Here is a 23,015-nt window from a genome sequence, read left to right as displayed (position 1 = left end):
ATTTTAAAATACCCCTGCGTCCGCGAAGGGGTTAAGCAAATAGAACCATGATTATTGCCAAATTCCGGCCATATTACGAGGATGAACTCTGGTCGGTAACAGGCAGGCGCATCGTTTCATGTGATGCCCGCCGTACGCAGATACGGAGGAATAATCATGAATACCCGTCTTCTTCTGAGCAGCGTGGCTTTCGCCAGCCTTCTGGCCGGTGCGGCATGCGCCCAGTCCGATACCACCACCACGCGCACCACGACGACCACGGCCGTTCCTGTGGCCCAGTCGCGCACCACCACCACGGAAACCACCACGCAGCAGCCCCCGGCCCCGGATGCGGCCATGCCCGGCACCACCCAGTCGACGGAGACCTACAGCTCCCAGTCTGGTTCGGACGATGATCGCACGGCCAAGTCGAAGACCACGACCACCACCTATCCGGACGGCAGCAAGTCCACCCGCAGCAAGAGCAAGGTGGAGACCCCGGACGGCAGCACGGTGGAGCACCAATCGACCCAGACCGATGGCAACGGCAATTCCACCAGCACCACCACGACGACCAGCACGCCGCGCTGACGCCCGTCACGGTGTGATGTATCCTCCAGAATAGTGTCCTGGGTAAAGAAGGGTAGGACGTCCCGGCGGATGTCCTGCCTTTTTTTTATTTATTGATATTTGAATATGCCCTGAACATATGTGGCTATAATAATATAGCAGCAAATTTATTCCAATTATCTGCCAGAATCTGGTCATATTCAAAGATAGAATTTAAATCCGTAGTAAGGCGGGCGCGATGATTTCAATGAATGACGCTCGCCATAAGGCAATGCCCGCCATAACGCAATGGAGGAATAATCATGAACACCCGTCTTCTTCTGAGCGGCGCGGCCCTGGCCAGTCTTCTGGCTAGCGCGGCCTGCGCCCAGTCCGAAACGACCACGACCCGCACCGTCACCACCAGCGCGGTGCCGGTGGCCCAATCCCGCACCACCACCACCACCGAAACCACCACGGTACAGCCGCCCGCGCCCGACATGATGGCGCCCGGCACCACCCAATCGACCGAGACCTCCTACAGCTCGGTCACCGGCTCCGATGACGATCGTGTCACCAAATCCCGCACCACCACCACGACCTATCCGGATGGCACCAAGGTCACGCGCAGCGGCAGCAAGGTGGAGACGCCGGACGGTAGCGTGGTGGAACGCCGGTCCACCCAGACGGACGGGTACGGCAACACCAGCACCACGACCACCACTACCAGCACGCCGCGCTGAGCGCCGTTGGTGTGACCAGTCCTTGTGGCCGGCGAAAGCAGGGCGGGATGTCCCCGGGACGTCCCGTCCTTTCTCATAGCTACGCTCTTGAAAATTCGCGTAAGGTCGGTAGGTGTGGAGACCGACTCTGGCCCAACTTCATTTTTAATAGCGCGCGAATATTTTGAATGAACGGCCGTTATGGCCTTCACACTAGGCTAATAGAATCCATTCCCTTGCCAAATTGCCGCCATCATTGGGTAATGAACTGGCATCCGTAGCAAGGGCAGGCGCGGAAAACTTGAAGGCGCTTGCCGCACTGCGATACGGAGGAACACCATGAATACCCGTCTTCTCCTGAGCGGCGTGGCTGTCGCCGCCCTGCTGGCCGGCGCCGCCAACGCGCAGTTGATCGGCGGCCACGCCGCCGGTGCCGTGACCGGTGGCGCCAACAGCACCCTGAACACCGCCACCGGCGTCAACCTGGGGGCCCAGCAGAATGCAATGGCCGGCTTGAACGCCCAGGCCGCCCCCCGCGCCGCCAGCGGCACCGCCGCCGCCACCGGCCGGGTGAAGGACAGCGCCGCCGTAACGGCGCAGGACACCACCAACGCCGCGACCGATGCCGCCAAGGCAAACGCCAACGCCGCCGGCAACACCGCCGCCAGCGCCGCAGCCACCACCCAGGAGGTCGAGAACGGCACCACCGCCGGCGCCATGGGCGTGACCAACGGTACCGCCGCCGGTACGACCCAGACCACTGGCAGCACCAGCACCACGGCCGTAGGCGCCGCCAAGGCTCCGAGCCCGCTGAACGGTGGCGCCGACATCTCCACCGGCACCACCGGCGGCGCCGGCGTCTCGGCCGGCAGGTCCGGCGTGTCCGCCAACGATCAGGCCAGGATCCAGACCCAGGACAGTGTGTCCGCCGGGGGCGCCTCGGCCAAGGTGAACGCCTCGGGCGGCACCTCGACCAGCACCAGCGTGACGCCCCGCTAATTCGTAGTGGCGCTGGAAGATGAGGGGCGGGACGGCCAACTGGCTGTCCCGCCCTTTTCGTTCAGCTGAACACGATGGTCTTCTGCCCCGTCACCAGGATGCGGCGTTCAATATGCCAGCGCACCGCGCGGGCCAGCACGGCGCATTCGATGTCACGGCCAATATCCACCAGGTCTTCCGGCGTCTGGGTGTGGTCCACCCGCTCGATACCCTGTTCGATGATGGGACCTTCGTCCAGGTCGGTCGTCACATAGTGGGCGGTGGCGCCGATCAGCTTCACGCCACGGGCGTGGGCCTGGTGGTAGGGCTTGGCGCCCTTGAAGCTGGGCAGGAAGGAGTGATGGATGTTGATGCAGCGGCCTGCCAACTGGCCGCAGAGGTCGGCCGACAGGATCTGCATGTAGCGGGCCAGCACCACCAGATCGGCACCGGCCTGGTTCACCACGTCCATGAACGCGGCCTCCTGCGCTGCCTTGTCCCCCTTCACCGGCAGGTGGTGGTAGGGAATGCCGCTCCATTCCACGAAGGACCGCATGTCGTCATGGTTGGAGATGACGGCCGGGATGTCGATGGGCAGGGAGCCGGAGCGGGCGCGGTGCAGCAGGTCGTAGAGGCAATGGCCGAACTTGGACACGGCGATCACCACCTTGGGCTTCACCGTCATGTCCACCAGCTGCCAGTCCATGCGGAAGCGGCGGGCGATCAACTGAAAGCCTTGGCGCAGGCTGTCCAGGTCTGGGAATCCCGGGCCGTCCGGCCGGAAGGCCGTGCGCATGGAAAAGCTGTTGGTCAGCTGGTCGTTGAAATGGTTGGATTCGGTGATGGAGGCGTCGTTGTCGGCCAGATAGCTGGAGACGGCGGCCACCACACCCTTCACGTCGGGGCAGGTCAGGACCAGGACGTAGGGGCTATGGGGGGCGGGGGTCGGCTGCGACGTCACGGCGAACGATTCCTCAAGGCATGCGGGTGTTATTTGGAAGGAAGTTGCCCGGGTCTAGCATAAACCATGGCCCTGTCACAGCCCTGGGCGCGTGCATGCCGGCCATCCCGTGCGGGCCGGTTCACGCCCGTTCCGTGAGGTCCTGGGCGATCTGCCGGGCGGTGGCTTGCACCATGCCTATGGCTTCCGCCAAGGAACGGACCAGGGGCGTATGCTGCATGAAGGGCACGGTCAGTGCCGCCACCGCCGCCCCGGTGCCGCCGATGACGGGGGCGGACAGGTCCATGACACCCAGGGCGTAGTCGCTGGCGGCCTGGGCATAGCCCTGGGCGCGCACGGCGTCGGCGCGGGCGGCGAAAGAGGCCACCCGGTCAGGCCCTACGGCGCGTTCCAACATGGCGTGCCACAGGGCCTGGGTGTGCGGCGGCTGGAAGGCGTACAGCACCATGCCGGACGTGGCCTCCACCAGGCTGCGGTGATAGCCGGGACGGACGGAGAAGCCCAGGTGGCCAGGGTTCTCGACGCGCGCCACCACCACCATCTGGTCGTCGGAGGCCACCGCCAGGTGGCAGGACTGGCCGATGGCCAGCGCCAGCTCGCGCATCAGGGGCAGGGCCGCCTCCAGCAGGGTGCGCACCGACGCCCGCGCCATGCCCAGGGTGAACAACTTGTTGGTCAGCTCATAGCCATCGGCCGCTGCCGCCGGCGCGATATAGCCCCGGAATTCCAGCACCTGGATCATGCGGAACAGCTCGCTGACCGAGCGGCCCAGCCGGGCGGAAATCTGCGACGGCGTCATGGGCGCGCCGTGGCTGGCCATCAGCTCCAGGATGTCCAGGCCCTTCTCCAAGGCGGGCGCCCGGTATTTGCGCACGGCTTCCGCCGCGCCGTCGCCGGTCAACCCGTCGGTGGCGTCGAGGTCGGGCACGGTATCATCAGGAAGGGTGGTCATGGATAATCCGGCCTGGGCCTGAGGGCTGGGTTTGCGGCTCTCCGGCTATGCCATCAGGCTGCCCGCCGGGCAAGAGATGGCGTGAGGCGCCTTGACTTACGGAATGCGGACGGCGATTTTATATGCGGAAGGTGATTTCGTATATGAATGGAAAGTCGCCCCGCCCTGGGAAGGCCCCCGATGGACTCATCTTCTTCCTTCAGCCCGACATGTCCGCCCTTGCCCCCACTGGGCTTCGGCGCCGCGGCCATCGGCAACCTGTACCAGCCGGTGACGGAGGCGTCGGCCCGCGCCGCCGTAACGGCGGCGGTGACCGCCGGCATCCGCTATCTGGACACGGCCCCCCATTACGGCTTCGGTCTCAGCGAGAGCCGCCTCGGTGCTGTGCTGGCGGAGCTGGACCCCGGTGAAGAGCTGCTGGTCTCCACCAAGGTGGGGCGGGTGCTGGTCCCGGTCGACGCGGGCGCGAGCCCGATGAGGCACGGCTTTGCTGACGCCGCACCGTATGAGCCGGTGTTCGACTACAGCTATGACGGCGTCATGCGCTCCTATGCTGAAAGCCGGCGGCGGCTGGGGCGGAAGCGCATCGATCTGTTGTTGGCCCATGACCTGGGCACTGCCACCCACGGTGACGACCACACTGCTCATTTCCGCCGTTTCTTGGACGGCGGCTACCGCGCCATGCGGGAATTGCGGGACCAAGGGGCGGTGCGCGCCATCGGCCTGGGCGTCAATGAGTGGCAGGTGTGCCTGGAGGCGATGGGCCATGCCGACTTCGATGTCGTGCTGCTGGCCGGCCGCTACACCCTGCTGGAGCAGACGGCGCTGGACGCCTTCTTTCCCGCCTGCGCCGCCCGCGGGGTGAGGGTCATCGTCGGCGGCCCCTACAATTCCGGCATCCTGGTGAACGGCACCCGGGGGGCCGCGCCGCTGTACTACAATTACGAGCCGGCACCCGCCGCCATCATCGATCGCGTGCGCCGGCTGGAGGCGGCCTGCGACCGCTTCGACGTGCCTTTGGCGGCGGCGGCCTTGCAGTTTCCCCTGGCCCATCCGGTGGTGGCCAGCGTCATCCCGGGCATGGCGGATGCGGCCCAGGTGGCCCAAACCCGGGCCTTGATGGACACCGTCATTCCGCCGGAGTTGTGGCAGGCCCTGCGCGCCGATGGCTTGCTGCATCCGGACGCCCCCGTTCCCACCCCCAATACAACGAAAGCCGCATGAGCACGCCCATCTCCCCCCTCATCCTGCTGCATCCGGATGACAACGTGCTGGTGGTCCGCGCCGCCATCCGTGCCGGCGACGCCCTGGACATCGACGGCGCCCGGGTCACCGCCACCCAGGACGTGACCGTGGGCCATAAGCTGGCCCGCCGAGCCTTGGCCGCCGGCGACAAGGTGCTGAAATACGGCGCGCCCATCGGCTCCATGACCGCCACTGTGGACGTCGGCGGCCATGTCCACATGCACAACATGAAAAGCGATTACATCGCCAGCCATACACGACAGGTGGTCGGCGGCAGCGAAGGGGGCCACTGATATGGCTGAGATGCGTGGATTTCTGAGAAGCGACGGGCGCAAGGGCATCCGCAACGTCATCGTGGTCGCCTATCTGGTGGAATGCGCCCACCATGTGGCCCGCCGCATCGTCACGCTCTGCGACGACATGGACGTGCACCTGATCGGCTTCCCCGGCTGTTATCCCAACAGCTACGCCTTTCAGATCATGACCAAGCTGTGCACCCACCCCAACGTGGGCGGCGTGCTGCTGCTATCGCTGGGCTGCGAAAGCTTCAACCGTGAGGCCCTGCGCCAGGCGGTGGCGGCCAGCGGCCGGCCGGTGGAAACCCTGGTCATCCAGCAGGCCGGCGGCACCAAGGCCACCATTGAGGCCGGGCGCGCCGCCGTGGCCCGCCTGAAGGCCATCGCCGACCAGACGCCGGTGGTGCCCATGGCCCGGCATGAGCTGGTGGTGGGCACCATCTGCGGCGGGTCCGACGGCACCAGCGGAATCACCGCCAACCCGGCTGTGGGACGCTGCTTCGACTGGCTGGTCGAGGCCGGTGCCACCTGCATCTTCGAGGAGACGGGCGAACTGGTAGGCTGTGAGCGCATCATGTCCGACCGCGCCGTGACGCCGGAACTGGGCGCCGAGATCGAGGCCTGCGTACAGAAGGCGGAGCGCTACTACACCATTATGGGCTTCGGCAGCTTCGCCCCGGGCAATGCCGAGGGCGGCCTGACCACCCAGGAAGAGAAGTCCATGGGCGCCTATTCCAAGTCCGGCTCCTCCCCCATCAGCGGCCTGATCAAGCCGGGCGACATCCCCCCGTCGGGCGGCCTGTACCTGATGGACGTGGTGCCGGATGGGGAGCCGCGCTTCGGTTTCCCCAACATTTCCGACAACGCGGAGATCGTGGAACTGATCGCGTCGGGCAGCCACCTCATCCTGTTCACCACCGGCCGCGGCTCCGTCGTCGGTTCCGCCATCTCCCCCGTTATCAAGGTCTGCGCCAATCCGGAGACCTACTCCCGGCTGTCGGAGGACATGGACGTGAATGCCGGCCGCATCCTGGAAGGTAAGGCCACGCTGGATGAGGTGGGGGCTGAAATCCTGGGCCTGGTCGAGGCGGCGGCGGCGGGCGACCGCACCGTGTCCGAGGCCCTGGGCCATCAGGAATTCATCCTGACCTACAAATCGTTCGAGCCGGTGGGCCCCGCCTGCCTGCCCACGCGGGCTGCGTAAGCCAGCGGGGTGGGCTAGTCTCACCCCCGCTGGTGGCCCGCGACTGCGGGCCCCGAAGTGAGTACCGCAGGGCGGAACGAGGATAGCCAAGGGGCGGATGCCCCGCCGGCGCTTGAGGAACAAGGGAAGACTCACATGGGACGTCTTGAAGGCAAAACGGCGCTGGTGACGGCGGCGGCACAAGGCATCGGCCGGGCGGCGGCGGAACTGTTCGCGCGCGAGGGGGCCACCGTCCATGCCACCGACATCAACACCGACAAGCTGGCCGAGGTGGCGGGCTGCCGTCCCCACCGGCTGGACGTGCGCAGTGACGCGGATGTGGCCGCGATCGCGGCCGAGGTCGGCCCCATCGACGTGCTGTTCAACTGCGCCGGTTTCGTCCACGCCGGCACCATCCTGGAGTGCGATGCGGCTTCCTGGGATTTCTCCTGGGACCTGAACGTCACGGCCATGGTTCGCACCATCCGCGCCTTCCTGCCCAGCATGCTTGAGGCGGGCAGGGGCAGCATCGTCAACATGTCGTCGGTCGCCAGCTCCATCAAGGGCGTGCCCAACCGCTTCGCCTACGGTGCCACCAAGGCCGCCGTCATCGGCCTGACCAAGGCGGTGGCGGCTGACTTCGTGGGCCGGGGCGTGCGCTGCAATGCCATCTGCCCCGGTACGGTGCAGACCCCCTCGCTGGATGAACGCCTGGCCGCCACCGGCGACTATGCCGCCGCGCAGGTCGCCTTCGTCGCCCGCCAGCCCATGGGCCGCCTGGGCCGGCCGGAGGAGATCGCGGAACTGGCGCTGTATCTGGCCAGCGACGCCTCATCCTTCACCACCGGCGCCATCCATGTGATCGACGGTGGCTGGACGGCATAAGCCGGTGTACTCACCCGCATAAGCCGGAAATCGGGTCCGCCCCGCCGCTGGTCGCAATGGCCGGCCGGCGGTGGCGGTGGCACGATCCGGCCATGCCGCCCCGCCTAAGCTTCGTCAAAACCGCCCTCATCGCCCTTGCCCTGGTTAGCGGCCTCGCCGGCTGCGCCACGCTGCCCTCGGCCGACCCCGACATCGCCCGGGCGCTGGCCACGGCGGACGCGACCAGCCGGCTGGATCTGCTGCGCCGGCAGGGGGAGATCATCGGCGGCGCGCCCTTCGTCGGCGGCAACAGCGTCACCCTGCTGCGCAGCGGCACCGAGACCTATGCCGCCATGGACGCCGCCATCGACGGCGCCCGCACCCGCATCGACATGGAAAGCTATGAGTTCGATGGGGTGGAGGGATCCCGCTTCGCGGAGAAGCTGGTGGCCAAGCGGGCGCAAGGCGTCGAGGTCAACCTGATCTATGACGCCTGGGGCTCGCAGGACACGCCCAAGGAGGTGTTCGACCGTCTGCGCCAGGGTGGGGTGAACCTGCTGGTGTTCAACCCGGTCGACCCGGCCACCCTGCTGACCCTGGACGTCAACCGCCGCGACCATCGCAAGCTGCTGATCGTGGACGACGCCGTCGCCATCGTGGGCGGCGTGAACATCAGTGAGGTGTATGATCGCCGCCATCACGCCGGCGCGGGCGCTGAGAATCAGGATCCGGAACAGCGCCCCTGGCGCGACACCGACGTGCGCATCGCCGGCCCGGTGGTGGCGGAGTTCCAGCGCCTGTACGCCGAGACCTGGGAACAGCAGCGCCAGGCCCAGGGGCCGGACGCTACCCCGGCCCTGAACGCGCCGCCACCGGTGCCGCGGACCCGCCCCGGCGATATCGTCCTTCAGGCCCTGAGCGGCGCGCCGACGGAGGGCCGGCCGCTGATTTACCGCAGCCTATTGGTGGCCATCACCCTGGCCCGCAAGTCCATCCACCTGACCACCGGCTATTTCGTGCCGACGCCGGATCTGGCCCGGGCATTGAGGCAGGCGGCGGGGCGGGGCGTGGATGTCACCGTGCTGGTGCCGGGGCCCAGCGACAGCCCCCTGTCGGTTATGGCGGGGCGCGGCTATTACAGCGACCTACTGGCTGCCGGCGTGCATATTTACGAATATGCGGACGCCATCCTGCATGCCAAGACCGCCGTCATCGACGGCGACTGGTCCACCGTCGGTTCCTCCAACCTCGATTGGCGCAGCGTCGCCTTCAACAACGAGATCAACGCCGTGGTCCTGGGCGCCGGCTTCGGACAGGAGATGGAGGCCATGTTCCAGCATGACCTGACCCACGCCCGGGCCATAGAGCCCGAGGCCTGGCGCCATCGCGGCCTGGACGAGCGCTTGGGCGAATGGGGTGCGCGGCTGGTGGAGGAGGTGCTTTAGAGACGGTAGAAGCGCTGCGCCGTACCGTCGAACACCGCCGGGTGCACCTCGGCCGGCACCAGATCGCACGCCATGGCCAGCCAGCCGGCGTAATCGCCCGCCAGGTTCAGCACCGGCCAGTCGCTGCCCCACATCAGGCGGTCGGGGCCGAAGGCGTCCAGCAGGATGTCCACGTAGGGTTTCAGGGCGTCGGCCGACGTTCGGTCGCCAGCCTCCGTCAGCAGGCCGGACAGCTTGGCGTGGACCTGGGGCAAGGCGGCCAGGTCACGCATGCTGGCGGCCCAGTCGTCGATCTCGCGCCGGGCGATAGGGGGCTTGGCGCCGTGGTCGATCACCATGGCCAAATCCGGGTGCCGGCGGGCGAAGTCCAGCAAGGCGGGCAGGTGGGGCGGCAGGACCAGGGCGTCGAAGCTCAAGCCATGCGCCACCAGGGCGCGCGCAGCGGCGTCGATGGATGGATCGGCGATCCAGTCCACGGGCAGGGACTGCAGCATGGGACGCAGGCCCCGCATCTTGGGGCGGGCGGCCAGGGCAGCGATGCGCGCGGGCGCGTCCGGTGCCTTCATGTCCGCCCAGCCCACCACACCCCGGACGAAGGGCTGGCGCGCCGCCTCATGCAGCAGGAAATCGGTGTCCTCATCACAGGGCTGGGATTGCACCAGCACGCTGCCGGTGATGCCCAGGGGGGCGGCCAGGGCTTCCAGGTCCGCCACCTCATGGTCGCGGTGGATGACCGCCAGGTCGGGGGTGGGCCAACTGTGCCCGTGCCGGCCCAGGCGCCAGATATGCTGGTGGGCATCGATCATGCCGGTCGCCCTCAGTGCGTGGCCACGATCTTCAGGCGCTCATCGCGCTCGCCCACCGGCGCCGCGCGCCCCGCCAGGCTGAAGGCGCTGACGACGGCGAAGCACACCCCCGGCACCACCATGGCGACGGCGATGCTGGCCATGTCCGACACACGGCCCATGACCACGGGGATGGCGGCGCCGCCGATGATGGCCATGACCAGCCAGGACGATCCCAGCTTGGTCAGCGGCCCCAGGCCGCGGAGCGACAGGGCGAAGATGGTGGGGAACATGATGGACATGAAGAAGCTGGTGGCGATCATGGCGCCCAGGCCCAGCCAGCCGCCGCCAAACGCCCCGACCAGGCACAGCGCGACGTTGATGGCGGCGAACACGCCCATCAGCCGTTCCGCCGACACGCGGCCCATCAGGGCCGTTCCCGCGAAGCGCCCGGCCATGAAGGCCACCAGGGAAAGGGTGAGGTAGGCGGCGGCCGTCTTCTCCCCCGTGCCGGGCAGGGCGTGCTGGGAATAGCGGATCAGGAAGCTCCACACCCCCACCTGGGCGCCCACGTAGAAGAACTGCGCCACCACGCCGAACAGGAAATGGCGATGGCGCAGCAGGCGGCGGAAGCCGCCCTCGGCGGGCACGGCCTCATTCGTCTCCTCCTCCGGCCCGTCGGTCAGGGTGGGGAAACGCACGGTGAACACCACCACCGCCCACAGCAGGACCAACACGCCCAGCACCAGGTAGGAGGATTGGGCCGCCATGGCCTCCGTATCCCGGAACCGGGCCAGCGCCTCCGGCGACAGGGTGGCCAACTGCTCGGGCGTGTATTCCACGCCGGACAGGATGAACTGCCGCCCCACCAGGACGCCCGCGACCGAGCCCAGGGGATTGAAGGCCTGGGCCAGGTTCAGCCGCCGCTCCGCCCCCGCCGGGTCGCCCAGCACGGTCATCAGCGGGTTGGCGGAGGTTTCCAGAAAGGCGAGGCCGCTGGCGATGACAAAAAGGGCGCCCAGGAAGGCGCTGTAGGCCCGCAGTTCGGCCGCCGGATAGAACAGCAGCGCGCCGATGCCGTAGAGCGCCAGGCCAAGTACAATGGCGGCCTTGTAACCGTAGCGCCGGGCGAACAGGGCTGCCGGCATGGCGCAGAAGAAATAGCCCAGGTAGAAGGCGGACTGCACCAGACCGGACTGCCAATCCTGAAGGTCGAAGGCCTTGCGGAACTGCGCGATCAACACGTCGTTCAGATTGTTGGCCACGCCCCACAGGAAAAACAGGCTGACGATCAGGGCGATGGGAATCGCCCATTTCGGCTGTGCGGCTTGGTGCTGATGCGGATGCGCGCGGCCGTCCGACATGTCCCCTCCCAGGGTGTTCTTTGTGCCGGCGTGCGGCCCGGCTGGTAATCAGCACATCAAATATGAATTTATACGTCAAATATAAAAACGCCTGGCAATAGCCTTGTCACGGTGCCGAGGGGACCGACGGCGCCGCATGGCAGGGTTCGGAAGGCTTTTGAGCCCAAGGGATTGGCGGCACCGTGCGCTGCGGCTAATGTCCCCGCGCAATTCTCAGGTTTCGCTGGCGGAGGAAGTCATGGCGCACATCATCGATGGTAAGGCATTCGCTGCGGCCTTGCGGGAACGCATCGGCGCCAAGGTCGCCGACCTCATCACCCGTCACGGGCTGAAGCCCGGTCTGGCCGTGGTGCTGGTGGGCGAGGATCCGGCCAGCCAGGTCTATGTCCGCAACAAGGGCGAACAGACCCACGCCGCCGGCATGCACTCCGTCACCCACCGGCTGGAGGCCAGCACCACGCAGGAAGACCTGCTGGCCCTGGTACATAGCCTGAACGCCGATCCCGCCATCCACGGCATCCTGGTGCAGTTGCCCCTGCCGGCCCATATCGACAGCAACGCCGTGCTGGCCGCCATCGACCCCAACAAGGACGTGGACGGCTTCCACGTCGTCAACGCCGGACGCCTGGCGGTGGGCCTGCCCGGCATGGTTCCCTGCACCCCGCTGGGCTGCCTGATGCTGCTGAAGGACCATCTGGGCAGCCTGACGGGCAAGCACGCTGTGGTGGTGGGCCGGTCCAACATCGTGGGCAAGCCCATGGCCCAACTGCTGCTGCAGGCCGACTGCACCGTCACCATCGCCCACAGCCGCACCGCCGATCTGCCCGCGCTGTGCCGCACCGCCGACATCCTGGTCGCCGCCGTCGGCCGGCCTGAGATGGTGAAAGGCGATTGGGTGAAGCCCGGCGCCGTGGTCATCGACGTGGGCATCAACCGCGTGCCCGCCCGCGATCCCGAGGCGGCGGCCGCCGGCAAGACCCGCCTGGTGGGCGATGTCGCCTATGACGAGGCGGCCGCCGTGGCCGGCGCCATCACCCCCGTGCCGGGCGGCGTGGGCCCCATGACCATCGCCGTGCTGCTGCTGAACACCCTGACCGCCGCCTGCCGCAGCCGTGGGCTGGAGGCGGAACTGGCGGAGTTCGCGTAACAAGCGCTTGCTTCATCAAAACCCCGGTCTGATTTTGCAATGTGAAATCAGTCAGGGGTTCTTCATGAGCAATGAGTGGCGCAAGGGGTGGTTTGGGCCTCAGCGTGGCGCCTTTACGATCAAGGGCCTCAAAGTCAGCCCCTCGGGCTGGAAGGGGTGGGCGCTCTATGTCGGGTTCTTCCCCACATTCCTGGCGTTGCTGACGGTGGCCGTGATCTCCCGTACCCCGTGGCTGGTGTATGGTTCGGTAATGCTGGTGGCTGGATTCATTGCGGCCACTCGGCTGCTGTATGATGCAACTCCATCAGCGCCGCCCGCACCTCGGCCACCACGCCATCCCAGTCCCCCGGTGCCGCCTGGTTGAACAGGCGCAGGGTAGGATACCAGGGGCTGTCGTTCCGGCCCCGGAACCATCGCCAGCAGCTGTCGTGGCGGTTCATCACCCACACCGGCTTGCCCAGCGCGCCGGCGAGATGGACGACCGAGGTGTCGGCGCTGATCACCAGGTCCAGGTTGGCGATCAGGGCGGCGGTGTCGGCGAAGTCCGCCACCTCGGCCATAGGATCGACCATGGGGAAGGCGGCCGGCGGCGTGTCGTCCTTCTGCAGGCTGTAGAGGCGCATGCCGGGCACGGTGCTCAGCGGCATCAGCAACTCCGGCGCCACGGAGCGGCGTCGGTCGACCGCCGCCAATTCCGGCCGGTCGCGCCGGGGATTGCCGGCCCAGGCCAGGCCGACGCGCAAGCCCGCGCCGTCGCCCGCCAGGCGATCACGCCAGACGGCCACGTCCCCCGCGTCGGCGGCCAGGTAGGGCACCTCCGCCGGGATGGTTTCCACCGTGGTGCCAAAGGCCAGCGGCAGGCTCATCATCGGACACTGCAGGTCGAAGGGCGGCAGGGGCTCCCCCTCCACCAGGATGTGGGTCACGCCGGGCAGGGGGCGCAGCAGGCGGGCCACTTGCGGCTGGACGGCCAGCGTGATGCGCAGGCCCCGCGCCGCCACCAGGGGTAGGTAGCGGCTGAACTGAAGGGTATCGCCCAGGCCCTGTTCGGCGTGGATCAGGATGGTCTTGCCGGCGGCGTCCTCACCCCGCCATTGCGGCTGGGGAAACTGACGGGCATAGGGCGTCATCTGGCGGGTGCGCCAGCGCCATTCATATTCCCGCCAGCCTTCGGCGTACTGCCCAGCGGCCAGCAGCGACATGCCCAGATTGTTGTGGCAGGCGCCGTAGTCCGGCTTCAGCGCGATGGCGCGGCGGAAGCAGGCGGCGGCCATGTCCAGCTCACCTTTCGCCTGAAAAACGGCGCCCAAGTTGTTGTGTGCCTCCGGATAATCCGGATTCAGGGCCAAGGCCGCCTGGATGCTGGCCTGCGCCAGATCCATCTGCCCCTCCGCATGCAGGGCCATGCCGAGATTGTTGTGTGGCTCGGCATAGTCCGGCTGGGCGTCAATGGCCAGGTCGAAGGCTCGCGCCGCCGCCGCGCCCTTACTCTGCGCCAGAAGGGCGAGCCCTAAGTTATTGTGGGTCTTGGGATTACCGGGCAACAGCGCGATGGCGCGGGCAAAACAAGACTCCGCCTCGGCATAGCGGCCGTGGACGTAGAGGATGAGGCCCATATTGTTGTGGGCGTCGGCGAAATCAGGATTCAACGACAGCGCCCGCTGGTAGCACAGCAGTGCCTCCGGCGCGTGCCCCAGGGTCTGCAGGGTGGTGCCCAGGCTGCTGTGGGGCACGGGATCGTCGGGGCGCAGGGCTGCCGCCCGGCGCAGGTGCGGCAGGGCGTCGTCGTGCCTGTCCAGGTCCTGCAAGGCGAGGCCCAGGTTGAAGCAGGCTTCGGCATGGTCGGGCGCCCGGTCCACCGCCTGCTCCAGCCAGGGCAGGGCCTCCGCCAGCCGGCCAGTCAAGCGCAGCACCAGGCCCAGGTTGTAGAGTGCGTTGACATAGGCGGGTTTGGCCGCCAGTGCCTGGCGAAAGCCGGCTTCAGCCTCCGCCCAGCGGCTTTGCAGGCGGTGGACGACACCCCGGTTGTTGTGCGCCTCCGCATAGGCGGGGCGGAGCTCCAGCGCCCGGCCCAACGCCGCCAGGGCTTCCTCCAACTTTCCCTGAGCCTTCAAGGCATTGCCCAGGTTGTTGTATCCTTCGGCGAAGTCTGGTTTCAGCGCCACGGCGCGCTGGAAGCAATCGGCGGCGGCATCGATGTCGCCCTGCGCCTCCCGCACCGTGCCCAGGTTGTTCAGCGCCTCGGGGAAGGCCGGCCTCAAGGCCAGGGCCTGGGTGATCAACGCCATCGCCTCATCCATGCGCTTCTGCTGGAAGGCGACGACGCCCAGCAGGTGCAGGCTTTCCGGGTGGCGGGGCATCAGCGACAGCGCCTTGCGGTACAGCACCGCCGCCGCCTCCAACCGACCGGCCTTGTGTTGTACCACAGCGGCGGCGAAGGCCTTCTGCGCCGGCGGCAGGGGCGGTTTGGGAACGGCGGCGGGGCGGGCGGTCATGGGCGGTTTCCAGAGGTGAAGGTGGCGGCCAGGGCCGCGCGTACGGATTTAACGACGTCTCCCCAGTCACCCAGGCGCGCTTGCCGGAACTGACGCAGGGTCGTGGGATACCAGGGACTGTCATCCCGGCCGCGCAGCCAGCGCCAGCAGCTGTCGAAACGGTTCAGCAGCCAGACGCTGACGCCCATGGCGGCCGCCAGATGGGCCACGGCGGTGTCGACGCTGATCACCAGATCCAGGTTGCTGACCAGGGCGGCGGTGTCGGCGAAATCCACAGCGCTGTCGATCAGGCCGCCCAGGCCGGGTGGCACCTCCGTCTCCGCCGCGTCCTTTTGCAGACTGATGAAACGCACGCGGTCATCATCCAACAGGGGCATGAGGGCGGCCAGGCCCATGGACCGGCGGCGATCGGCCACCGCCACGTCGGGCGTACCGGCGCGGGCTGCCCCCGCCCAAACCAATCCCACCAAGGGCCGGTTGTCACCCGGCGCTGCCAGCACCAGGCGCCGTCGCCAAATCTCCACCTCCGCCGGATCGGCCGCCAGATAAGGGAGGGGCCCCGGGATGGTGGCGAGGGTGGTGCCGAAGGCCAGCGGCAGGCTCATCATCGGGCAATGCAGGTCGAACGGCGGCAGGGCCTGGCCATGGGCCACCACCTGCTCCACCCCCGGCAGACGGCGCATCAGCCGGACCAGGGGCTGGGGCACTTCCACCACCACGCGCAGGCCGCGTTCGGCCACCAGGGGGATGTAGCGGCAGAACTGCAGGCTATCGCCGTAGCCTTGTTCCCCATGGATCAGCACGATGCGGCCAGGCGCCTCCTCGCCGCGCCATTGCGGGCAGGTAAAGGGGCGGCGGGCACCGGCCAGTTGGGCGTCCTGCCAGCGCCATTCGAACTCCCGCCAGCCTTCCTCATATTGGCCGGCCGCCAGCAGGGTCATGCCCAGGTTCTTGTGCGCGGCGGCATAGTCGGGGCGCAGCGCCACGGCGCGGCGGTATAGGGCGACGGCCTGGTCCAGCCGGCCCTGCATCTGCCTGACCACGCCGCTGTTGTTCAGCGCCTCCGGATAGTCAGGCCGCAGGGCCAGCGCCCAATCGAAGAAGGCCAGCGCGTCGTCCAGCCGGTTCTCCACCTGCAGCAGGTGGCCCATGTTGTTGTGCGCCTGGGGATCGTCCGGATCGCTGGCCAGCGCATCCTCGAAACAGCTCATGGCCTGGGCCATGTCGCCGGCGTCGTGGTGCGCGATGCCCAGGGCGTTGTGCAAATGGGCGTCGAAGGGGTTCAGCACCAAGGCCTGGCGGTACTGCGCCACCGCCTCGTCCCGCCGGCCGTCGGCCTGCAACAGGACGCCGAGGTGAAAGCGCGCATCGATGGATGTGGGGCTGTCCGCCACCGCACCTTCCAGCCGCAGGATCGCCCGCCGGATGGCCTCGGCGCTGGGCATGCTGCCCGTGGGCACGCCCGCCGTGCCGGATGCCCCTTCCATATGCCGATCGCCCCCGATGCCCCGGCACCCGCCCACGGGGCGCCTGGGTCATTAAACGGGGCGGGGCCCGCTGGCTGTCGGGGGCCTGCTGGACTGCGACGTCATGTCCCTGAATGAAGAGGGGCGGCAGCGCCCCTTTCACGCTCTTCCTCGGACAGTTTTGGTCACCGCGCCTTGGGCTTGGTGGCGGGGACCGCCGGCTGGGGTGTCGGTGCTACCGGCGGGGACGCCTGGGGCTGCTGGGTGCCCTGCGGCGTCGGATGGGGCAGCTTGGTCAGGGGCGTTTTCAGCACGGCGTCGGAGCCCACCACCGCCACGGTGGCGGTGCGGCCGGGGATCAGGCGCAGGTCGGCCGGCGGGTTGTCCAGCACCACCCGCACCGGGATGCGCTGGGCCAGGCGCACCCAGCTGAAGGTGGGGTTCACGTTGGCCAGCAGGTTGCTGCCGTCCGTGCGCTCCCGGTCCTCGATGGCGGCGGCCACGCTCTCCACATGGCCACTGAAGCTGCGCGGGTCGCCCATCAGGCGCACGGTCACCGGATCACCCACATGGATGCGGCCCAGCTTGGTTTCCTCGAAATAGCCCTGGACGTGCAGGCTGTCGCTGTCCACCAGGGCGGTCACGGCCTTGCCGGCGGTGACATAGTCGCCGGGGCGCAGGTCGAAGTTGGTGATGTAGCCGTTCACGGTGGCCATCACCTCTGTCCGGTCCAGGTTCAGCTTGGCGACGTTGCGGTCGGCCACGGCCTGCAGGTAGATGGCCTCGGCCTGCTTGGCGGCCGCCACCGTCTGCTCCTGCTTCTCCCGCGACACCGCGGAACTGCTGAGCGACTCATAGCGGTTGCGCTCCAGCACCAGTTCGTCGAAGTTGGCCTTCTTGGCGGCCACGGCGGCGTCGGCCTGCTGCAGCGCCAAGGTGAAGCGGGCGCGGTCGATACGGAATAGCACCTGGCCCTTGGTGACAGTCTGGTTGTCATGCACCAGCACCTCATCCACCAGGCCGGAGACGTCGGGCGTCACGCCCACGATATCGGCGCGCACCCGGCCGTCGCGGGTCCATGGCTCTTCCATGTAGTAGATCCAGAAGCGCCAGCCCACCAGGGCGGCGATGGCGACCACGACCAGGGTGACGGCCAGTCGGGTCAGGGCGGTGATGAAGCTGCGCATGGCGGCGACGTCCAGCAAGTCAAGGATAAGGAGTGTAGTGGGTGAAGGCGGCGGCGACGCCGCCCAGGACGATGACGTAAACGGCCAGGTCGAACAGCGGCCGATGCCAGACCAGGCGATAGGCGCCCACCAGGCGCAGCACCCAGCGCACAGCCATGGAGATGAGGAAGGCGACCACGCCCCAGACCAGCAGGGGGGAGACGAAGACGCCGTGAATGTCCATTTCGCCGATCATGCGGCCAGGCTTTCTTCCGGGGTGGGCGGCGGCAGGTCGGGCGCACCGTCCGACAGGGCCCGGCGGATGCCGGCCAAGGCCAGCAACGCTTGGCGCGGCTTGCGGTCAGGCAGGGGCATCAGCGCCGCCAGGGCGGCGTCGATGCCGGCCAGCAACTGTGGCGAGGGCGGGCGCGGGGCACCGGCGCGGCAGACCGCCCGGTAATGGTCGGCCAGCAGGGACAGCGTCCCGTCCACCGCCGCCCGCGCCGGCACGGGCAGGGCCCGTTCCACCCCGCGCAGCTCCAGCACGTTCATGCCCGTGCGGATGTCGGCCAGGGCATCGGCGGCTGCGATTTCCGATCCTGGGGGCAGGGCGGCCAAGCGCGGCACCAGCAGGCCCATGCGGTCCAGCAGCTTGCCGGCGAACACGGGGCGCAGGCCGCCGTCGGGGGCGGGGGCGCGCATGTCGGCCACGGCCCGGATGTCGTACCAGCAGGCGCGAAGGATGCGCCGGGCGCCCCATTCCGCGCCCACCGCGCGCACCAGCGCCGTCACCAGCCCCGCGAACCCCATGCCCAGCACCAGCGCCAAGGCGCTGTTGAGGTAGGAGGCGAAGTCGGCGCTGTAGGTGTTGCTCAGGCCCGCCAGCGTGGGCAGGGTGGCGCCCACCGCCAGTGCCCGGCCGGCCAGGCGCGGATTGGCGATGACGCGGCCCAGCAGCAGGAACATGGGCCCCAGGGCGAAGGCCAGCATCACGAAGCCGTCGATGTGCGGCATGATGGCGAAGATGTAGATGCCGGCCAGCACCGCGGCCACGGCGTTGTACAGCGCGAAGTCCAGGATGGCCGGCACCGGGTTGTCCTGCGCGGCGAAGAAGCAGCAGGCGACGGCCGCCATTTCCAGGGCGATGGCGCCATCCGCCCATTCCGTGCCGATCCAGAAGGCGCTGCCCAGCAGGATGGTGATGGCGGCGCCGGCGCCGGACCACAGGGCCATGCCCAGGTCCCGGTGCATCGCCACCTCCGCCCCCGCCCGGCCGCCCCGGCGGCGGCGCACCTTGGGCCCATGGCCGCCACTGATGATGTACCGGCGCAGGTCGCGGCAATCCTGCAGGGCGTCCATCAGGTCCTTCAGCCGCGTCAGCAGGTTCAGGGTCAGCACGTCGTGCCAGTCGGCCGGTGCCGTGCGCAGCGCCGCGATGCGGGCGCGCAAATCCGCCGTGCGGTCCGCCGGTGCCTCCAGGTCCGCCACCCAGTCGCCGACATCGGCCAGCAACGCCTCCAGCGCCGCCGGCAGCGGCCGGCCGTCGGCTTTCAAGGCGCGGACGCGGTCGCCCAGGCCCGACAGGATGGGCAGCAGCATGACCAGGCGCTGGCGCAGCTGGCGCACCTCCTGGCTCATGCCGTGCAGGTGGCTGGTGTCGTAATCCAGGTGCGTGGCCATCATCTGCAGTTCGACCGCGTCGGCGGCCAGGCGGCGCCGGTCCGAGCGGGTGGCCGCCGTTTCCTCCGCCCCGGCCAGGGCGTCACGGGCCCAGCGGGTGACATCGGCGGCGAAGGCGTCGATGCGATCGCTGACCACGGGGCCGATGCCGCGCGGGAAGATGACGCTGCCGATGACGGTGGCGCACAGGATGCCGACGGTGATCTCCTCCACTCGGGCCAGGGCGGCGTCGAACACGGTGCCGGGGTCCGTGACGGTGGGGAAGCCGATCAGCGCGGTGCTGTAGGCTGCCAGCATGAAGATGTAGCTGCGCGGCGTGCGGTCCAGCAGGGCCAGGGTCAGGCAGGCCATGGTCCACAGCGCCATGGCCACGCACAGCAGGGGTGGGGCATCCACCAGGTTGGGAATGATGGCCACCGTGGCCACGGCGCCAATGACGGTGCCCAGCACGCGGAACACGCCTTTCGACCGCATGGCGCCGGCCAGCGGCTGCGACACGATGAAGACCGTTCCCGCCGCCCAATAGGGGCGCGGCAGGTCCAGGCTGAATCCAATATACAAGGCGGCCAGGGCGGCGGCGGCCGTCTTGGCGGCGAACATCCAGTCGCCGGCGCCCTTGGAGACCCCCCGGAAAAGAGATGATAGCCAGGCCGCGGTCACGGTGCATCCCCCTCGGTGCCGTCCTTGGCGCCCGGGGACCGGCCCAGGGCGCGTTCGACGGCCGCGAAGACGGTCAGCGCGGTATCCAGCTGTTCCGGCGTCACCTCGGCCAGCAGGCGCTGGCGCATGCCGTCCAGCGCGTCGTCCAACCGGACCGCCAACGCGCGGCCCTCGGCCGTCAGGTGCAGGGTCTTCACCCGCCGGTCGCGCGGGTCGTTGCGGCGTTCCAACAGACCGTCCCTTTCCAGCATGTCCACCAGCCGCACCAGCGAGGGGCCTTCCACGCCCACATGATCGGCCAACTGGCCTTGGCGGATGCCGTCGCCCAGGCGGGCCAGCACCACCAGCGGCAGGGCCGTCGCTTCGGACTGGCCATAGGCCTTCAATGCCGCGTCCGCCTCCCGCCGCCAGCATCGGGCGAGATAGCAGAGCGTCAGGCCGAAGGCCCGGTGCCGGGGGGTAATGGGAAGGGGGGCGGTTTGTTCCATGTCCAGAATATTAGAATCCTAACGATTAGCATTCAAATGTTCATAGACGGGTACCAGATCTGCGCCGGCATGATGGCGCCGCCAGCAACACGGGTTGGTTGGGGTACGAGTGGGAAGAACCGAGGGGCGCGGCGGCAGCGGCGTCACCGCCGTAGGCGCGTTACAACAGGCCAAACAGTGGACAGCGTCCCGGCTTTCCATTGCTAGGTGAACCCGCCACTGATGAGGGTATGCGCCACCATACCACTTATGATTGCTCGTGAACCAGACGCCTGCTTATCCTTCCGGTGCGCCTACCCTTTCGGACAGCCGGCTTCACACCCGAATGGCGGGTCTGACTCGCAAGGGACCGGCCAGCGCGGCGCGGCGGTCAGTGTCAACGCCGCCTGCTCCAGCCGGTCCGCATTCAGGAAACGATGCGCCCGGGCAGCCACGCCAATATGGGCGGCGGCGGCCCGGCGCAGACGGTGGCTGGGGGCCGTGCGCGCCACCACGGCCAGCCCGTCCAGGCCCCGCACCACCAGGTCCAGGAAAGTGTCGTGCCGCGCCAACTGGGCCAATTGCCAGTAAAACTGTGTCGTGCGCTCAAGTCGGGTCATCAGCCTCTCCACAGGGAAAGGGCTCCTCAGGCGGTCAGCGCTTGGGGAAGGGGAACATCGGCAGAACAGCCGATATCCCGACGGTGCCTGAACGGCAACCGCCCGTCAATTCATAAGTTGCTCAGTTGGCAACTTGCGCATCGAAAACGAGTGGCGCTCAGAGGCGCCGGCCCACCCAGACGACACGGCCAATGATGTCGATATCGGCCGCCGCCCGCTCGTAGACACGGTGATGCGGATTGTCGGAGCGGATTTCAACCATAGGCGGGTGGCTGCCCATGATCAGTTCCAAGCGCTTGATCACCACGCCCTGTCCATCCCACAGGGCGAAGATCCCGGGGGGCGAGGGGGACTGGTCCGCCAGGTTGACCATGACCCGGTCGCCGGGCAGCAGGGTGGGCTCCATGCCGTCACCCCGCACCTCCACGATACGCACGGCGGCGGGCCGTACCTGCAATTCGGCGGAAAGGTAACTGGCGGGGAAGCGCCAGGGGGCGATGGTCTCATCCTCACGGAAGCCCTGCGGCTTGCCTCCATGGCTGGCCCCCTGGTGACTGGACAGGAAGCCGCCACGCCGGTCACCGTAGATATCGACCTCCGCCACCTCGACGGATGCGTCGTCCTGCTCCCAGTCGGACGGGGCCACCGCTGCCGTTGCCGGCTCCAGCAATTCCGCCACACCGCAGCCCAGGCTGGCGGCGATCGCCATCATGCGCTGCTGCGATAGGCGCGTGCGGCCGGATTCCAGCTTGGAGATCACCGTCTTGTCGGTGCCGATCAGGGCGCCCAGCTGTTCCTGGGTCATCCTTTTGGCTTCACGAAGTTCACGGATACGGTTGGGAGGTCGGTCCATCATGACAGCGAAGTTGCCACAGCGGCTACCAATCGTCAGTCGCCATGCGGGCAACGCGTTGACAGAAAGTTGCCTATTCGGCACCATTCAGCCATGACGCTCGCCGACTACCTCCAGGCGCACGGCCTCACCGCTGCCGAATTCGCCCGCCACATCGGACGCAGCCGCTCCACCGTCGCCCGGTGGTGCACCGGCCAGCGCCATCCGGATGCCGCCGCCATGCGGGCGATCATGGAAGAGACTGAGGGGGCGGTGATGCCGAATGATTTTTTTAGGACCGCGACTTAAAGGCGCGGGTCAGCCGAAACGCGCCCGCACCCCGTCCGCCGTGGCCAGCGGACGGCCCATGAGGCGGCTGCCTTGGGCGGCAGCAGCCACGAGGGCGGCGTTGTCGGGGGCGAGGGTGCCGTCCGGCAAGTGCAGGTTGTTCTCGAAGCCCACGCGGATGTGGCCGCCCAGGCCGGCGGCCGTCAGCACGCAGGCGTTCTCCCGCCGGCCGAAGGCGCAGACGGCCCAGGGCACGTCGCCGGTGTTGTCGTCGGGCGTGTCCGCAACAGGCGCCATGAAGGGCAATAGGTCGCGCGGATCGCTGACTTGACCAGCGGTGTAGCGGCCCAGGACGTACAGCAGGAAGTGCGGCACCTCCGGCACCACGCCGCGACGGCGCAGATCGTGCCAACGCAGCAGATCGTCGCGGGAATAGAGGATGGTCTGCACCATGATCCGCTCCCGCGCCAGCCAGGCGAAGAAGTCGGCGGCTTCTTTCTCGTGCGCGGCGTCTGGGGCCAACTCGCGGATGGCCAGCGACACCGCCTCCGGCTTCAGGGCGCGGATGACGGCCATCTGATGGGGCGGGTGGTAGATGCCGGCGGCCTCCGTCGTCACCTGGATGACCAAGCGATCGCCCAAGGCCTGGCGCACGGCTGCCGTGGCGGCGGAATAGGCATCGGTGTCCAGCAGGTGGCGGCCCTGGGCATCCCGCACGTGCATGTGGATCATGGCGGCGCCCGCCTCCAGGCAGGCGGCGGCATCCTGGGCGATCTCCGCCGGGTCCAAGGGGATGGCCGGGTGGTCGGTCTTCAGCCGGCGGGCGCCGTTGGGCGCCACGGTCAGAATCACGGGATCGGCGTTCATTCGG

The 23,015-nt window shown here is 68.1% G+C and carries 23 protein-coding genes; 10 read left to right on the top strand and 13 right to left on the bottom strand.

What is annotated here, in order from left to right:
* Window positions 1–156: 156 nt before the first annotated feature.
* From Y958_RS25375 to Y958_RS32890, 3 genes are all read left to right on the top strand, one after another.
* Window positions 157–570, top strand: a complete 414-nt coding sequence (locus Y958_RS25375; protein WP_088874684.1) for a hypothetical protein — start codon at window positions 157–159, stop codon at window positions 568–570.
* Between the two features lie 281 nt (window positions 571–851).
* A complete protein-coding gene (locus tag Y958_RS25370; RefSeq protein ID WP_088874683.1) occupies window positions 852–1,271 on the top strand; it encodes a hypothetical protein in 420 nt (139 codons plus the stop codon).
* Between the two features lie 318 nt (window positions 1,272–1,589).
* The gene (locus Y958_RS32890) at window positions 1,590–2,249 is read left to right on the top strand and encodes a hypothetical protein (RefSeq protein WP_088874682.1); all 660 of its coding nucleotides are present in this window, start codon (window positions 1,590–1,592) and stop codon (window positions 2,247–2,249) included.
* A 61-nt stretch (window positions 2,250–2,310) separates the two neighbouring features.
* Here the strand turns inward: Y958_RS32890 and purU are convergent, their stop codons facing one another.
* Entirely contained in the window at window positions 2,311–3,189 is an 879-nt protein-coding gene (gene purU, locus Y958_RS25360; protein ID WP_088874681.1) for a formyltetrahydrofolate deformylase, read from the bottom strand.
* Window positions 3,190–3,310: 121 nt separating this feature from the next.
* A complete protein-coding gene (locus Y958_RS25355) occupies window positions 3,311–4,141 on the bottom strand; it encodes an IclR family transcriptional regulator (protein WP_088874680.1) in 831 nt (276 codons plus the stop codon).
* Between the two features lie 180 nt (window positions 4,142–4,321).
* Between Y958_RS25355 and Y958_RS25350 the strand changes: the two genes are divergently transcribed.
* The 5 genes from Y958_RS25350 to Y958_RS25330 all read left to right on the top strand — a co-directional run bounded on the left by Y958_RS25350 (window position 4,322) and on the right by Y958_RS25330 (window position 9,174).
* Window positions 4,322–5,365 carry an aldo/keto reductase gene (locus Y958_RS25350; RefSeq protein WP_088874679.1) on the top strand — a complete coding sequence of 348 codons (1,044 nt, stop codon included), beginning with the start codon at window positions 4,322–4,324 and terminating at the stop codon, window positions 5,363–5,365.
* A complete protein-coding gene (locus Y958_RS25345; protein ID WP_088874678.1) occupies window positions 5,362–5,679 on the top strand; it encodes a UxaA family hydrolase in 318 nt (105 codons plus the stop codon). Before Y958_RS25350 ends, Y958_RS25345 begins: the two co-directional genes overlap by 4 nt.
* A gap of 1 nt (window position 5,680) precedes the next feature.
* Window positions 5,681–6,886, top strand: a complete 1,206-nt coding sequence (locus tag Y958_RS25340; RefSeq protein WP_088874677.1) for a UxaA family hydrolase — start codon at window positions 5,681–5,683, stop codon at window positions 6,884–6,886.
* A gap of 135 nt (window positions 6,887–7,021) precedes the next feature.
* The gene (locus Y958_RS25335) at window positions 7,022–7,750 is read left to right on the top strand and encodes an SDR family oxidoreductase (RefSeq protein ID WP_088874676.1); all 729 of its coding nucleotides are present in this window, start codon (window positions 7,022–7,024) and stop codon (window positions 7,748–7,750) included.
* Between the two features lie 92 nt (window positions 7,751–7,842).
* Window positions 7,843–9,174, top strand: coding sequence for a phospholipase D-like domain-containing protein (locus Y958_RS25330; protein WP_186291487.1), 1,332 nt, complete (start codon window positions 7,843–7,845; stop codon window positions 9,172–9,174).
* Here the strand turns inward: Y958_RS25330 and Y958_RS25325 are convergent.
* Both Y958_RS25325 and fucP read right to left on the bottom strand, forming a co-directional pair.
* Complete coding sequence (locus tag Y958_RS25325; protein ID WP_088874674.1) at window positions 9,171–9,980, bottom strand: amidohydrolase family protein; 810 nt, start codon at window positions 9,978–9,980, stop codon at window positions 9,171–9,173. The two genes, Y958_RS25330 and Y958_RS25325, sit on opposite strands and share 4 nt — an antisense overlap.
* An 11-nt stretch (window positions 9,981–9,991) precedes the next feature.
* The gene (fucP, locus tag Y958_RS25320) at window positions 9,992–11,323 is read right to left on the bottom strand and encodes an L-fucose:H+ symporter permease (protein ID WP_088874673.1); all 1,332 of its coding nucleotides are present in this window, start codon (window positions 11,321–11,323) and stop codon (window positions 9,992–9,994) included.
* Window positions 11,324–11,561: 238 nt separating this feature from the next.
* Here fucP and folD point away from each other — a divergent pair, with 238 nt between their 5' ends.
* On the top strand, window positions 11,562–12,470 hold the full coding sequence (folD, locus tag Y958_RS25315) for a bifunctional methylenetetrahydrofolate dehydrogenase/methenyltetrahydrofolate cyclohydrolase FolD (protein WP_088875232.1): 909 nt from the start codon (window positions 11,562–11,564) through the stop codon (window positions 12,468–12,470).
* A gap of 266 nt (window positions 12,471–12,736) precedes the next feature.
* Here the strand turns inward: folD and Y958_RS25310 are convergent, their stop codons facing one another.
* The 8 genes from Y958_RS25310 to Y958_RS25275 all read right to left on the bottom strand — a co-directional run bounded on the left by Y958_RS25310 (window position 12,737) and on the right by Y958_RS25275 (window position 21,829).
* A complete protein-coding gene (locus Y958_RS25310; protein ID WP_088874672.1) occupies window positions 12,737–14,965 on the bottom strand; it encodes a tetratricopeptide repeat protein in 2,229 nt (742 codons plus the stop codon).
* On the bottom strand, window positions 14,962–16,452 hold the full coding sequence (locus Y958_RS25305) for a tetratricopeptide repeat protein (protein ID WP_088874671.1): 1,491 nt from the start codon (window positions 16,450–16,452) through the stop codon (window positions 14,962–14,964). Before Y958_RS25305 ends, Y958_RS25310 begins: the two co-directional genes overlap by 4 nt.
* Window positions 16,453–16,616: 164 nt before the next feature.
* The gene (locus Y958_RS25300) at window positions 16,617–17,618 is read right to left on the bottom strand and encodes an efflux RND transporter periplasmic adaptor subunit (RefSeq protein WP_186291609.1); all 1,002 of its coding nucleotides are present in this window, start codon (window positions 17,616–17,618) and stop codon (window positions 16,617–16,619) included.
* Window positions 17,619–17,637: 19 nt separating this feature from the next.
* A complete protein-coding gene (locus Y958_RS25295; protein ID WP_088874669.1) occupies window positions 17,638–17,853 on the bottom strand; it encodes a DUF1656 domain-containing protein in 216 nt (71 codons plus the stop codon).
* Window positions 17,850–19,937, bottom strand: coding sequence for an FUSC family protein (locus tag Y958_RS25290; protein ID WP_145727618.1), 2,088 nt, complete (start codon window positions 19,935–19,937; stop codon window positions 17,850–17,852). The genes Y958_RS25295 and Y958_RS25290 overlap by 4 nt, the downstream gene beginning before the upstream one ends.
* Window positions 19,934–20,425, bottom strand: a complete 492-nt coding sequence (locus Y958_RS25285) for a MarR family winged helix-turn-helix transcriptional regulator (RefSeq protein ID WP_088874667.1) — start codon at window positions 20,423–20,425, stop codon at window positions 19,934–19,936. The genes Y958_RS25290 and Y958_RS25285 overlap by 4 nt, the downstream gene beginning before the upstream one ends.
* A gap of 293 nt (window positions 20,426–20,718) precedes the next feature.
* Window positions 20,719–21,024, bottom strand: coding sequence for a hypothetical protein (locus Y958_RS25280; protein ID WP_145727619.1), 306 nt, complete (start codon window positions 21,022–21,024; stop codon window positions 20,719–20,721).
* A gap of 157 nt (window positions 21,025–21,181) precedes the next feature.
* A complete protein-coding gene (locus tag Y958_RS25275; RefSeq protein ID WP_186291608.1) occupies window positions 21,182–21,829 on the bottom strand; it encodes an XRE family transcriptional regulator in 648 nt (215 codons plus the stop codon).
* A 141-nt stretch (window positions 21,830–21,970) separates the two neighbouring features.
* Between Y958_RS25275 and Y958_RS25270 the strand changes: the two genes are divergently transcribed.
* The gene (locus Y958_RS25270) at window positions 21,971–22,165 is read left to right on the top strand and encodes a helix-turn-helix domain-containing protein (RefSeq protein ID WP_088874664.1); all 195 of its coding nucleotides are present in this window, start codon (window positions 21,971–21,973) and stop codon (window positions 22,163–22,165) included.
* Between the two features lie 9 nt (window positions 22,166–22,174).
* Here Y958_RS25270 and Y958_RS25265 read toward each other — a convergent pair whose 3' ends face one another.
* Window positions 22,175–23,011 (bottom strand): beta-keto acid cleavage family enzyme, encoded by an 837-nt coding sequence (locus Y958_RS25265; protein ID WP_088874663.1) that lies wholly within the window; start codon window positions 23,009–23,011, stop codon window positions 22,175–22,177.
* Window positions 23,012–23,015: the final 4 nt, after the last annotated feature.

The sequence above is a fragment of the Nitrospirillum viridazoti CBAmc genome (assembly GCF_000730165.1).
Lineage (GTDB): Bacteria > Pseudomonadota > Alphaproteobacteria > Azospirillales > Azospirillaceae > Nitrospirillum > Nitrospirillum viridazoti.
The sequence above is the reverse complement of the archived record's forward strand: the minus strand, read 5'-3'. Positions and strand labels throughout refer to the sequence as shown.